Origin of the sequence: Burkholderia sp. ZZQ-2 (genome assembly GCF_050768715.1) — a bacterium.
Taxonomy (GTDB): domain Bacteria; phylum Pseudomonadota; class Gammaproteobacteria; order Burkholderiales; family Burkholderiaceae; genus Burkholderia; species Burkholderia cepacia.
This window is the reverse complement of the sequence record NZ_LDVA01000193.1, coordinates 1-11,916: the sequence shown is the minus strand read 5'-3', so window position 1 is coordinate 11,916 and position 11,916 is coordinate 1. Positions and strand designations below refer to the sequence as shown.

The 11,916-nt window shown below is 68.3% G+C and carries 12 protein-coding genes and 2 riboswitches; of the genes, 4 read left to right on the top strand and 8 right to left on the bottom strand.

Going from position 1 to position 11,916, the window contains the following annotated elements; all coding sequences use genetic code 11:
* The first annotated feature begins 293 nt into the window (after window positions 1-293).
* The 4 genes from ABY44_RS12895 to ABY44_RS12880 all read left to right on the top strand — a co-directional run bounded on the left by ABY44_RS12895 (window position 294) and on the right by ABY44_RS12880 (window position 1,810).
* Window positions 294-755, top strand: a complete 462-nt coding sequence (locus tag ABY44_RS12895) for a hypothetical protein (protein WP_027788680.1) — start codon at window positions 294-296, stop codon at window positions 753-755.
* Window positions 752-1,036, top strand: coding sequence for a type II toxin-antitoxin system mRNA interferase toxin, RelE/StbE family (locus ABY44_RS12890; protein WP_027788679.1), 285 nt, complete (start codon window positions 752-754; stop codon window positions 1,034-1,036). The genes ABY44_RS12895 and ABY44_RS12890 overlap by 4 nt, the downstream gene beginning before the upstream one ends.
* Window positions 1,037-1,172: 136 nt before the next feature.
* Window positions 1,173-1,409, top strand: coding sequence for an antitoxin (locus tag ABY44_RS12885; RefSeq protein ID WP_027788678.1), 237 nt, complete (start codon window positions 1,173-1,175; stop codon window positions 1,407-1,409).
* Complete coding sequence (locus ABY44_RS12880; RefSeq protein ID WP_060174967.1) at window positions 1,409-1,810, top strand: type II toxin-antitoxin system VapC family toxin; 402 nt, start codon at window positions 1,409-1,411, stop codon at window positions 1,808-1,810. The genes ABY44_RS12885 and ABY44_RS12880 overlap by 1 nt, the downstream gene beginning before the upstream one ends.
* 66 nt (window positions 1,811-1,876) lie before the next feature.
* Here ABY44_RS12880 and ABY44_RS12875 read toward each other — a convergent pair whose 3' ends face one another.
* The 8 genes from ABY44_RS12875 to ABY44_RS12840 all read right to left on the bottom strand — a co-directional run.
* Window positions 1,877-3,265: an L-serine ammonia-lyase gene (locus tag ABY44_RS12875; protein WP_027788676.1), complete on the bottom strand. Its 1,389-nt coding sequence runs from the start codon at window positions 3,263-3,265 to the stop codon at window positions 1,877-1,879.
* A 30-nt stretch (window positions 3,266-3,295) separates the two neighbouring features.
* Entirely contained in the window at window positions 3,296-4,432 is a 1,137-nt protein-coding gene (locus tag ABY44_RS12870; protein WP_060174968.1) for an alginate lyase family protein, read from the bottom strand.
* Window positions 4,433-4,583: 151 nt separating this feature from the next.
* The gene (gcvP, locus tag ABY44_RS12865; protein WP_060174969.1) at window positions 4,584-7,511 is read right to left on the bottom strand and encodes an aminomethyl-transferring glycine dehydrogenase; all 2,928 of its coding nucleotides are present in this window, start codon (window positions 7,509-7,511) and stop codon (window positions 4,584-4,586) included.
* Window positions 7,512-7,574: 63 nt separating this feature from the next.
* Window positions 7,575-7,955 carry a glycine cleavage system protein GcvH gene (gene gcvH / locus ABY44_RS12860; protein WP_027788673.1) on the bottom strand — a complete coding sequence of 127 codons (381 nt, stop codon included), beginning with the start codon at window positions 7,953-7,955 and terminating at the stop codon, window positions 7,575-7,577.
* Between the two features lie 115 nt (window positions 7,956-8,070).
* Window positions 8,071-9,189, bottom strand: a complete 1,119-nt coding sequence (gene gcvT / locus ABY44_RS12855; RefSeq protein WP_059694458.1) for a glycine cleavage system aminomethyltransferase GcvT — start codon at window positions 9,187-9,189, stop codon at window positions 8,071-8,073.
* Window positions 9,190-9,273: 84 nt separating this feature from the next.
* A riboswitch (glycine riboswitch) is annotated at window positions 9,274-9,407 on the bottom strand.
* A gap of 34 nt (window positions 9,408-9,441) precedes the next feature.
* A riboswitch (glycine riboswitch) is annotated at window positions 9,442-9,542 on the bottom strand.
* Between the two features lie 113 nt (window positions 9,543-9,655).
* The gene (locus ABY44_RS12850; RefSeq protein ID WP_027788671.1) at window positions 9,656-10,018 is read right to left on the bottom strand and encodes a hypothetical protein; all 363 of its coding nucleotides are present in this window, start codon (window positions 10,016-10,018) and stop codon (window positions 9,656-9,658) included.
* A gap of 168 nt (window positions 10,019-10,186) precedes the next feature.
* Window positions 10,187-11,239, bottom strand: a complete 1,053-nt coding sequence (locus ABY44_RS12845) for an oxidoreductase (protein WP_027788670.1) — start codon at window positions 11,237-11,239, stop codon at window positions 10,187-10,189.
* Window positions 11,240-11,474: 235 nt separating this feature from the next.
* A partial coding sequence (locus ABY44_RS12840) for an SGNH/GDSL hydrolase family protein (protein ID WP_431641267.1) occupies window positions 11,475-11,916 on the bottom strand: 442 nt, incomplete at its 5' end.

The window sequence follows — 11,916 nt, the reverse complement described above, 5'->3', positions numbered from 1 at the left end:
CGTCTCCCTGGGTAGCGGGACGTACAGCTTACGCCTGTCGGCGGGGCGCCGGTACGCCGGCCGGAGAAAAGTGTCGGAACGCGGGGCGGTTCGCGGCGCGCGTCGTGGCTTCGGGTGGCCGAACGGCCGGCTTGTGTCGGCGTGCGCGAAGGTGAAAAGTGATTGCCATGGATGCGAAGCTGGACCCAATGCCTGTTTGTCCGCTGAAAGTGGGCGCCGATTAACAATAAAATGGGCAGCCAGGCAATAGTAAAATTTCAACGAACGGATGGATAAAGGGATCGAGGATCGCCATGACAACCGAAACGATCGATCAAAAGATGCTGACGGAGCTTGTCAAAGCCGGCGCCGTAAGCGCGGCCCGCGTGGTGGGGTGCGGCAACGGTTGGGCACTTTCCGCCCGTTGCGGTGCGCACGAACGTTTCCTGTCGGCGAAACGCGGCGACGTGCGGGTGTTTCGCCGCTTTGAAACGCTGGTCGGCTTTCTGCGCGACATCGGCATCAGCCGGTTCGATGTGGACGCGTCCACGTTCGACCCGGATGCGGCCTGCCGCGCGACCCGGCCCGATCGCGCAGCTGCGCTGAAGGCGGCACACGAGGCAGCGGCCCACGATCGCTGGTTTCGCGAGCAGGTGCAGCAGGCGCTGGACGATCCGCGCGCGTCGATTCCCGACGCGGAGGTGAGCGCCGACTTCGCGTCGCGCCGTGCGGCGCTGCGTGAACGGCTCGCGGGCAGGCGAGGGGATGCTTCTTGACCCTCGCGCTGCACTGGAATCCGAAGGCGTACGAGGATCGCGCCGCGATCATGGACTACATCGGCGAGGACGACCCGCAGGCCGCAATCGAACTCGACGAACTGCTGGAACAAAGGGCCGCCACGTTGCCGGCCCGTGCAGAGCTGTATCGGCAAGGGCGAGTGGCCGGCACGCGCGAACTGGTGGTCGCGCCGAACTACGTGCTCGTGTATCGCATCAGACCGGCTGAGGGGATCGTCGAGATCCTCCGCGTGCTGCATGCGCGACGGCAGTGGCCGTGATGCCCGATATCCGCAAGTCGGCGTCGAGCAGCGGATGAAGGATTTCACGGGAACGCATGTTATGTACACACATGGATTTACATCGCAGACCGCATCGGATAATGTACATCCCATGTACATCCGTGCGGAGATCGACATGCACACGACGAAAGTATTTCGGAACGGCAACTCGCAGGCCGTGCGAATTCCTGCCGACCTCGCCTATGAGCGTAACGATATCGAACTGGAAATCGAGCGTATCGGTGACGAAATCCGTATTCGACCGATGCGGCGGCCGTTGACCCGCGTACTCGAGAAGTTCGCGAAATTCGGGCCGGATTTCATGGCCGAAGGGCGCGGCGACCAGGAGCAGGCCGATCGCGAGGAACTGTAATGCCGCGCTACATGCTCGACACCAACATGTGCATCTATCTGGTGAAGAACCAGCCCGAGCAAGTCGCGAAACGATTTGCGCAGTGCTACACGGGGGATGTGGTGATGTCGGCGATCACGTATGCCGAGCTCGAGTACGGCGTCGCCGCATGTGCGAATCCTGCGCGGGAGCGTCGCCATCTCGCCGCGCTGATCGACGATATCCCCGTTGCTCCGTTCGACGTCGCGGCGGCGCAAGCGTACGGTCCGGTCCGCGACGCAACCCGCGAGCGGAAGAGGGATCATCTCGACAAGCTGATCGCCGCGCACGCGGTGTCGCTCGACGTTGCGCTCGTGACCAATAACGAGCGGGATTTCGTCAGCTATCCGGGATTGCGGCTGGAGAACTGGCTGAACGATTGATGTCGGGCATCGAGCCCGGCGGTCAGGCGGGACATCGATCCGCCCCGCATGACCGCCGAACCGGCATCAGCACTCGACGATGTTCACCGCGAGCCCGCCGCGCGACGTTTCCTTGTACTTCGTCTTCATGTCGGCGCCGGTCTCGCGCATCGTCTTGATCACCGAATCGAGCGACACGTAGTGCGAGCCGTCGCCGCGCAACGCCATGCGCGCCGCGTTGACCGCCTTCACCGACGCCATCGCGTTGCGCTCGATGCAGGGAATCTGCACCATCCCGCCGACCGGGTCGCAGGTGAGGCCGAGGTTGTGCTCCATCCCGATCTCGGCCGCGTTCTCGACCTGCTGCGGCGTGCCGCCGAGCACGGCCGCGAGCGCGCCCGCGGCCATCGAGCACGCGACGCCCACTTCGCCCTGGCAGCCGACTTCCGCGCCGGAGATCGACGCATTCAGCTTGTAGAGAATGCCGATCGCGGCGGCGGTGAGCAGGAAGTCGATCACGCCCTGCTCGTTCGCGCCCGGCGTGAAGCGCGTGTAGTAGTGCAGCACGGCGGGGATGATGCCGGCCGCGCCGTTGGTCGGCGCGGTCACGACGCGCCCGCCGGCCGCGTTTTCCTCGTTGACCGCGATCGCGTACAGGTTGATCCAGTCGATCATCGATAGCGGATCCTGCAGCGCACGCTCCGGGCTGCCCGTCAGCGTGCGGTACAGCTGCGGCGCGCGGCGCTTGACCTGGAACGGGCCGGGCAGGTTGCCGTCGGCATCCGGGTTGCCGATTCCGCAGCCGCGCGACACGCACGACTGCATCACCGCCCAGATCTTCAGCAGGCCGTCGCGCGTCTCTTCCTCGGTGTGCCACGCGCGCTCGTTTTCCCACATCAGCTGCGCGATCGACTTGCCGGTCGACTCGGTCAGCGCGAGCAGCTCGGCGCCGGTGCGGAACGGGTGCGTCATCTGCTCGGCCGCGCTCAGCACCTTCGTGTTCGGCGCGCCGGCCGTCACGACGAAGCCGCCGCCGACCGACAGGTAGGTGCGCTCGACCAGCACCGCGCCGTTCGCGTCGCTCGCGCGCAGCTTCATCCCGTTCGGATGCTCGGGCAGCGCCTGGCGGTAGAACGCGATGTTCTCCTTCAGCACGAACGGCACCGGGTGCGTGCCGAGCAGCGCGAGCTTCTTCGACTGGCGGACGTCTTCCAGCCGCGCGTCGATCGTGTCGGGATCGACGGTGTCGGGCGCGTCGCCGAGCAGGCCGAGCATCACGCCGCGGTCGGTGCCGTGGCCCTTGCCGGTGGCGCCGAGCGAGCCGTACAGCTCGACCTTCACGTGGGCGGTCGCGTCGAGCATCCCGTCGCGCTCGAGGCCCTGGACGAACATCAGCGCCGCGCGCATCGGCCCGACCGTATGCGAACTGGACGGACCGATACCGATCTTGAAGAGGTCAAAGACGCTGACTGCCATTTCGATTCCTGCCTTGCTTTAAGAGTAGTGCTAGCGCGCCTGCAATGGCAGGCACGCGGCGAGCCATGCGGGCGGCGTTGGGGAAAGTTGCTGCGCGACGCGGGCATAGCGCCCGTCGAGCCGCGCGGCCAGATGAAAGAGTTCGGTGGCGTTTTTCGGGTCCCACTGCCCCGTGTAGCCCGGCAGGCCGGCTTCGCGGCGCTTCGCGTCGAACGGCACCGGCGAATTCACGAATTCCTCGTGCGTTTTCTCGCCGAGCGCGTACGGCACGAGCCAGTCGAGCGCGGCCTCGAGGGTCGCGCCGTTCGTACCGCGCTCGCGCAGCCAGTTGCGGTTGAAGCGGCGCGCGGCGAGCGCGGCCGTCACCAGCGGCTGCAGGTCGTAGACCGCGTAGTGCAGCGCATCGCGCTCCTCGAAGTCCCACGTCTTGCCGTCCGGGCCGATGTTGTCGGCCAGATGCTCGACGAACAGCCGCTGCGCGGCGTTCATCATCCTGCGGTCGCCGAGCGTGAACGCGGACAGCGCGATCAGCTTGATCCGGTGGCTCTGCCAGTTGTTGCGCCAGGTGCCGGTGAGCGGGCGCTTCTGCGCGTCGATCTGCGCGACATAACCGGCGCCGAGCTTCGCGATGAACGCCGCGGTCGCGTTGCGGGTCTTCACCGGCAGCGCGCTTGCGGTCATGTCGTACGCGACGATCAGGCTGTCGAAACGCGTCTCGTCGATCGGGTTGAAGCTCGGCTGGTAGGTGCCGACCCACGCGGACAGGAAGCGGTCGACGAGCTGCAGGTAGCGCGGCGCGTTCGTCACGCGCCACGCGAGCGCGGCATCGCGCATCAGGTCGAGATCCTTCAGCGCGGCGGCGCTCTGGTCGTAGATGCCTTCGTGCGGCAGCGTGCCCTCGGTGTGCACGCGCGCCATCGCCTTCGGCTGCTCGCCGATGCGTGCGTCGACGCTGCGGATCAGCGCCTGGACGCCCGGCTCGGCCTGCGTCGTTTCGCTCGCCTGCAGGGCCGGCGCCGCGCAGAAATTCATCGCCGCGCGCGCGCTGCCGCACGCGCCGAGGCCGGCAGCGACCAACGACAGCGACGCGACGAACATCGGCACGAAGCGGCGCGCGCGCGGCCGCCCTTGCAGTGCACCATGGCCCGGAAACATCGGACGCACCATGCGGAACTCCTTCATTGGCTGGATCGCGTGTGATGTTAGCCGGATTGGCGCACGAACGTGCACGGGTTCGAGCGGCGAACAAAAAAACCGCACGCAACCCCGGGTTGCGTGCGGTGCGGGCACCATCGGACGGCTCCTGGCCTCGTGTGCGTTATGCGTATTCCGACATCGGCACGCACGAGCAGAACAGGTTGCGGTCGCCGTAGACGTTGTCCGCGCGGCCGACCGGCGGCCAGTACTTGTTCGTGCCGAGCGACGCGACCGGGTACGCGGCCTGCTCGCGCGAGTACGCGTGCGGCCATTCGTTCGCGGTGACGACGGCCGCCGTGTGCGGGGCGTGACGCAGCGGGTTGTCCTCGCGGTCGGCGCGGCCTTCCTCGACCGCACGGATTTCCTCGCGGATCGCGATCATCGCGGCGATGAAGCGGTCGAGTTCTTCCTGCGATTCCGATTCGGTCGGCTCGACCATCAGCGTGCCCGGCACCGGGAAGCTCATCGTCGGCGCGTGGAAGCCGTAATCCATCAGGCGCTTCGCGACGTCGTCGACGGTGATGCCGCTCGATTCCTTGATCGGGCGCAGGTCGAGAATGCACTCGTGCGCGACCAGCCCGCCCGGGCCCGAATACAGCACCGGGTAGTGCGGCGCGAGGCGCTTCGCGATGTAGTTCGCGTTGAGGATCGCGGTTTCCGTCGCGGCGGTCAGGTTCTTCGCGCCCATCATCGCGATGTACATCCACGAGATCGGCAGGATCGACGCCGAGCCGTACGGCGCGGCCGACACCGCGCCGATGCCGTTTTCGTCGCGCGAGTAGCCGGTCGAACGCTGGTTCGGCAGGAACTTCGCGAGGTGCGCGCCGACCGCGACCGGGCCGACGCCCGGGCCGCCGCCGCCGTGCGGGATGCAGAAGGTCTTGTGCAGGTTCAGGTGCGACACGTCGCCGCCGAACTGGCCCGGCGCGGTCAGGCCGACCATCGCGTTCATGTTCGCGCCGTCGACGTACACCTGGCCGCCGTGCGCATGCACGATCTCGCAGATCTCGCGGACGTTCTGCTCGAACACGCCGTGCGTCGACGGATACGTGATCATGATCGCCGCGAGGTCCTTCGCGTGCTCGTCTGCCTTGGCCTTGAGATCGGCGATGTCGACGTTGCCCTGCGCGTCGCAGGCGACGACCACGACCTTCATGCCGGCCATGTGCGCGGACGCCGGGTTCGTGCCGTGCGCGGACGCCGGGATCAGGCACACGTCGCGGTGCGCTTCGCCGCGCGATGCGTGGTAAGCGTGGATGATCAGCAGGCCCGCGTACTCGCCCTGCGAGCCGGCGTTCGGCTGCAGCGACACGGCCGCGTAGCCGGTGGCCGCGACGAGCATCTGCTCGAGCTGGTCGATCATCTCGCGGTAGCCGACGGTCTGCTCGGCCGGCGCGAACGGATGGATGTCGCCGAATTCGGGCCACGTGACCGGCAGCATTTCCGACGTCGCGTTCAGCTTCATCGTGCACGAGCCGAGCGGGATCATCGAGCGGTCGAGCGCGAGATCCTTGTCCGACAGGCTGCGCAGGTAGCGCAGCATTTCGGTTTCGGAATGGTGGCGGTTGAACACGTGGTGCGTCAGGTACGCGCTCGTGCGCTCGAGGCCGGCCGGCAGCGCGGCAACGCCGGCAAGGCCCGCGTCGAGGGCATCGACGGCCGGGGCGGTGCCGCCCGCGGCCTGCGCGAACACGGCGAGGAGATCGGCGAGGTCGTCGCGCGTCGTCGTTTCGTCGACCGACACGCCGACTTGCGTGTCGCTCACGCGGCGCAGGTTGATGCGCTTGGCCTTCGCGAGTTCGTGGACCTGCGCGGTGCGCGCGCCGGTATCGATCGTCAGCGTGTCGAAGAACGTGTCGTTGACGGTCGCGAAGCCGAGCTGCTTCACGCCGGCGGCGAAGAGGGCCGCGATGCGGTTCACGCGCAGCGCGATCGTCTTCAGGCCGTGCGGGCCGTGGTAGACCGCGTACATGCTGGCCATGATCGCGAGCAGCGCCTGCGCGGTACACACGTTCGACGTCGCCTTCTCGCGGCGGATGTGCTGTTCGCGCGTCTGCAGCGCGAGGCGCAGCGCGGGCTTGCCCTGCGCGTCGACCGTCACGCCGACGAGGCGGCCGGGCATCTGGCGCTTGAATTCGTCACGCACCGCGAGATACGCGGCGTGCGGGCCGCCGAAGCCCATCGGCACGCCGAAGCGCTGCGTGTTGCCGATCGCGACGTCCGCGCCCCAGTCGCCGGGCGGCGTCAGCACGGTCAGCGCGAGCAGGTCGGCCGCGACGACCACGTGGCCGCCGGCCGCGTGGATCGCTTCGGTGAGCGCGCGGTAGTCGCGCACGTCGCCGTTCACGCCCGGGTATTGCAGCAGCACGCCGAACGCATTCGCCTGCGCCGCGTCGGCGGCCGGGCCCGTCTTGACCTCGATGCCGACCGGCAGCGCGCGCGTGCGGATCACTTCGAGCGTTTGCGGCAGCACGTCGTCGGCGACGTAGAACACGTTCGATGCCGGCTTGCCGGTGCGTTGCAGCAGCGTCATCGCTTCGGCGGCGGCGGTGGCTTCATCGAGCAGCGACGCGTTCGAGATCGCGAGGCCCGTCAGGTCGGCGACCATCTGCTGGAAGTTCAGGAGCGCCTCGAGGCGGCCCTGGGAAATTTCGGGCTGGTACGGCGTGTAGGCCGTGTACCACGCCGGGTTTTCGAGCACGTTGCGCAGGATCACGGCCGGCGTGTGCGTGTCGTGGTAACCCTGACCGATATACGAGCGGAACACCTGGTTCTTGTCCGCGAGAACCCGCAGCGCGGCGAGGGCTTCGGCCTCGCTCTTCGGCTGCGCGAACGGGCCGAGCGGCAGCGTTTCGGCGCGGCGGATCGAGGCCGGGATCACGGCGTCGATCAGGGCGGCGCGCGACGCGAAGCCGAGCGTGTCGAGCATGGCCTGCTGGCTGGCGGCGTCGGGGCCGATGTGGCGTTCGGCGAACGCGTCGTGCGTTTCGAGCGCGGCGAGCGAGAGGGGCGTGCGGTTCATCAGGCGGTCCGGGTGTTCGAGCTTCATGGCGTGACTCTGGTCCCGCGCGGGCCGGCCGGCGGCCGGCGTCGCGCGGTTCGGGTAAGGGAATTAGTCGATCAGCTTGCTGTAGGCGGCGGCGTCGAGCAGGCCGTCGGTCGATGCGCCGTCGGCGAGCTTGATCTTGAACAGCCACGTGTCGTACGCGTCGCTGTTCACTTCTTCCGGCGTGTCGACGGCGTCCGCGTTGATCGCGACCACCTCGCCCGACACCGGCGAATAGATGTCCGACGCGGCTTTCACCGATTCGACGACGCCGATCGCGTCGCCCGCCTTCACCTGCTTGCCGACGGCCGGCAGTTCGAGGAAAACGATGTCGCCGAGCGTGTTCTGCGCGTGATCGGTGATGCCGACCGTCAGCGTGCCGTCGGCTTCAGTGCGGATCCACTCGTGTTCGTCGGTGTACTTCAGATCGGCCGGGACGTTGCTCATCGGATGCTCCTGATAAAAGGGTTTGTTCGTTTTGCTGGCGCGCCGCCGGGGCGCGCCGGGTGGTGTTGCGCCAGGCGCCATCTCCCGGCTTCCCGGGAGGCGGGCCTCCCGGCCGTTACGCAGCGAGGACCTTGCCGTTGCGCACGAACGGCAGTTTTACCACGCGCGCGGGAAGATTCTTGTCTCGAATTTGCACCTGGACCACGTCGCCGATCTGGACGGCCGCCGGCACGCGCGCGAACGCGATCGATTCCTGCATCGACGGCGAGAACGTGCCGCTCGTGATCTCGCCTTCGCCGTGCGGCGTGACGACCTTCTGGTGCGCGCGCAGCACGCCGCCCGCCTTGCCGTTTTCCTTCTGCAGGATCAGGCCGACGAACGCGGCGCGGGTGCCGTTTGCTTCAAGGGCGGCGCGGCCGACGAAGTCGCGCGGCGCGCCGAGGTCGACCGTCCACGCGAGGCCCGCGTCGAGCGGGGAGACGGTGTCGTCCATGTCCTGGCCGTACAGGTTCATGCCGGCCTCGAGGCGCAGCGTGTCGCGCGCGCCGAGCCCGCACGGGCGCACGCCGTTCTGCTGCAGCGCGTTCCACAGCGCTTCGACGTGCACGGCCGGGACGATCACTTCGAAGCCGTCTTCGCCGGTATAGCCGGTGCGTGCGACGGTGAGATCGCCGAACGGCGTGCCGGCGACCTGCGCGGCGTTGAACGGCTTCAGCTCGCTCGTCGCGGCACGCGCGGCGGGCACGGTCGCCCAGGCCTTTTCGCGGGCGTTCGGGCCCTGTACGGCGATGATCGCGAAATCGCGGCGCGGCGCGATCGTGACGCCGTAGCCGCCTTGCTCGTTCAGCTGGTTGAACCACGCGATGTCTTTCTCGGCCGTGCCGGCGTTGACGACGACGCGGAAGAATTCTTCGGTGAAGTAGTAGACGATCAGGTCGTCGATGACGCCGCCCTGCGGATTGAGCAGGCACGAGTAGAGTGCCTTGCCGGGCGTCTTGAGCTTGCCGACGTTGTTCGCGATCGCGTGCTCGAAGAACGCGCGCACGCGGCTGCCGGTGAAATCGACGACGCACATGTGCGACACGTCGAACATGCCGGCGTCGGTGCGCACGGCTTCATGTTCTTCGATCTGCGAGCCGTAGTTGACGGGCATGTCCCAGCCGCCGAAGTCGACCATGCGGGCATTGAGCGCGCGGTGCGCGGCGTTGAGCGGGGTGTGATTCAGTGCAGTCATCGAGGCCTCAGGCAAGGCGCTTGCGCGCGGATCAGAACGGCCATGTGCCGACCACCGCGGCCGACGGCCTGCGAGCGATCCGGTACATGCCCCTCTGTCCTCGATACCTGAGAGATTGCGCTGCCGGCCAGGCCTGGCGAACGCGCGCCCCTTCGGTGGGCAGCCTGCCCGCGCAGCCTATGCGCTGCGGGCTACTGCCGCTCTCCAGAGTGCGGGGAGTGTGTGGCCCGCGCGATGCGCGGACGAGGTTCCCCGACGCGGTCGGTCCTTTTGCCTGAGAGTTTGCGGGTGTGCCCCTTCGGCGGCGCAACCGGCTGGAACAGCACGGTCACACGCTCTCCCGACGCGTGCGGGCGACTGTACGCGAGCAGGTGGGCCTTGTCAATTTGAGCAAAAGAATGTCGCTTCGCGACAAGCGGCGGCAACCGGTGCCGCCGCTTTTTCCGCGCCGGCGGGCGCCGGTGCGTTACTCGCCGATCGCGCGCGCGGCCGTGTCGAGTTCCTGGTTCAGCACGCGCTGCTCGTCGCCGGACAGGCCGCCGCTGTGCTGCGCGGACATGTCGTTCGCTTCCTGGCGGATCACGTCGAGGCGGTGGTGAAGCTGCGCGCCGTACGGCGGCGGGTAGTAGCCGCCGTTCACGCGCGCATCGATGCGGCGGTGCAGGTTGTCGATCCGGCCCTGGATCTGCTGCATCCGCTCGTTCGCGACGACCTGCGGATTCGGCCGCGGCGGAGGGGCCGGGCGAACCGGCTGCTGCGGCTGCACGATACAGGCCGCAAGCGAGGAAACCAGGACGCAGCACGCTGCTGCGCGAATCAACCGTTGCATCAACATTCTCCAGACGGATTGGTGTCGGATCGACTTTTTCGAGAAACGCGTCAGACTGGTCGGACGCTGACTTTCGTTCCCCCGGCATTTGTAACCGAATGTTCCTGTAATCGAATCCGCCGGGCCGGCCGCGCATGCCGGCCGGCCGTGACCGGCCGGCGCGCGGTGTCAGATCGTGCGGCGCACGAACGGCAGCCGGCGGCCGTCGTGCTCGCTCTGCGCGGCGAGCTCGATGATCGTCATCACGTCGACGGCATCCTGCGTGGTGACGGGGAACGGCGCGCCGTCGCGGATCGACGCGGCGAGCGCGCGGTAGAACTCCGCGTACTGGCCGTCGAGTGTCGGCACCGGGCGTTCGACCTCGACCTCGCCGTCGAGCACGCGCAGCAGGCCCGGCGGGTTGCCGCCGCCGAATTCGACGTCATCCGCGGTGAGGCCGGCCTTGAGCTGGTCTTCCTGCGTGTCGAGCCCGAACTTCTGGTAGCTGCCGCGTGTGCCGTGCAGCGTGAAGCGCGCGGGTTCGATCGCCGACAGCGCGCTCGCATGCAGCGCCACTTCCTTGTCCGGATAACCGAGCTGCAGGTGCACGAAATCGGGCGCCGTGCCGTTGTCGCGACGGGTCTTGACGGTCGCGCCCACCGTTTCGGGCAGGCCGAACAGCGCGAGCGCCTGGTCGATCAGGTGCGGGCCGAGGTCGAGCAGCAGGCCGCCGCCGCGGGCGGGCTCCTCGCGCCAGCGCGTGCGCGGCGTCGGGCGGAAGCGGTCGAAGTGCGACGCGAAATACGTGAGCCGGCCGAGCTCGCCCGATTCGACGATGCGGCGCACGGTGAGGAAATCGCCGTCCCAGCGGCGGTTGTGGAACGGCGCGAACAGCCGGCTGCGCGCGTTCGCGAGCCGCGCGAGCGCAAGCGCCTCGTCGGCGGTGAGCGTGACGGGCTTGTCGACGACCACGTGGCGGCCGGCTTCGAGCACCTGGCGCGCGAGCGCGAAGTGCGTGTCGTTCGGCGTGGCGATCACCACGCATTCGATGTCGTCGAGGCCGAGCAGCGTGTCGAGATCGGGGACGACGCGCGCGCCCGGATACGCGGCCTGCGCGCGATCGGGCTGCCCCGTCGCGATCGCGGCGACTTCAGTGCGGCCGCTCGTGGCGATGACCGGCGCGTGGAACGTCGCGCCGGCGAAACCGAAACCCATCAAACCAATCCTGAGCAATGACGACATGGCAATCCCTGGCTGCGAAGGAAACTAAAGGATGGTGCGCCGAGACGGCGCGAAGACGACCGGCTATTTTGGCATGGCGCCGCCGCTCGTACCGGGGCGTTCGGGCGACACGCGCGGTGCGATGCGGCACTTGCGCAAGGAAAGCCGGCATTTTGCTCGGGCCCGTGTGCCGACCGTGCGGGTTTTGCGTGCCGGCCCGCGCGGTGAAAGGCCGGTGCCGGGGCGCCGTGCCGCGTCATGCGGCCGTCCGGCGCAGCACGGCGGCAGCGACTTGCGTGGCCCACACCGTGCAGGCGGCAGCGCCGGGGTGGAAGCCGTCGGTGGCCATCAGATGGCGCTCGAGCGGCAGCTCGACGCGCAGGAACGTGCAGTGCGGCTGCGTGGCGGCCCAGCCGGCGAGCGCCGTGTTGAGCCGTTTCGCGCGCAACCCGAGATACCACGCGAGCGGCTGCGGCAGCGCCGGAAAGCGCTCCATCGGCGGCACCGCCGACAGGATCGCGTGGCCGACCCGGAAGCGCGTGGCGAGCAGCCGGACGAGCTCGGCCTGCTGCGCCTGCCAGCGGGCCGGCGGCACGCCGCCCGTCACGTCGTTGACGCCGAGCGACGTGACGGCCACGTCGAACGGCTCGGCCGGTTCGGCGGCGAGCCAGTCGACGAGCTCCCGCGTGGTCAGGCCC

What these genes read in the sequence shown, in the direction of transcription:
- ABY44_RS12895 (WP_027788680.1), top strand. Translation starts at nt 294, where the DNA reads ATGACAACCGAAACGATCGATCAAAAGATGCTGACGGAGCTTGTCAAA.
- ABY44_RS12885 (WP_027788678.1), top strand. Translation starts at nt 1,173, where the DNA reads ATGCACACGACGAAAGTATTTCGGAACGGCAACTCGCAGGCCGTGCGA.
- ABY44_RS12880 (WP_060174967.1), top strand. Translation starts at nt 1,409, where the DNA reads ATGCCGCGCTACATGCTCGACACCAACATGTGCATCTATCTGGTGAAG.
- ABY44_RS12875 (WP_027788676.1), bottom strand. Translation starts at nt 3,265, where the DNA reads ATGGCAGTCAGCGTCTTTGACCTCTTCAAGATCGGTATCGGTCCGTCC.
- ABY44_RS12870 (WP_060174968.1), bottom strand. Translation starts at nt 4,432, where the DNA reads ATGGTGCGTCCGATGTTTCCGGGCCATGGTGCACTGCAAGGGCGGCCG.
- gcvP (WP_060174969.1), bottom strand. Translation starts at nt 7,511, where the DNA reads ATGAAGCTCGAACACCCGGACCGCCTGATGAACCGCACGCCCCTCTCG.
- gcvH (WP_027788673.1), bottom strand. Translation starts at nt 7,955, where the DNA reads ATGAGCAACGTCCCGGCCGATCTGAAGTACACCGACGAACACGAGTGG.
- gcvT (WP_059694458.1), bottom strand. Translation starts at nt 9,189, where the DNA reads ATGACTGCACTGAATCACACCCCGCTCAACGCCGCGCACCGCGCGCTC.
- ABY44_RS12850 (WP_027788671.1), bottom strand. Translation starts at nt 10,018, where the DNA reads ATGCAACGGTTGATTCGCGCAGCAGCGTGCTGCGTCCTGGTTTCCTCG.
- ABY44_RS12845 (WP_027788670.1), bottom strand. Translation starts at nt 11,239, where the DNA reads ATGTCGTCATTGCTCAGGATTGGTTTGATGGGTTTCGGTTTCGCCGGC.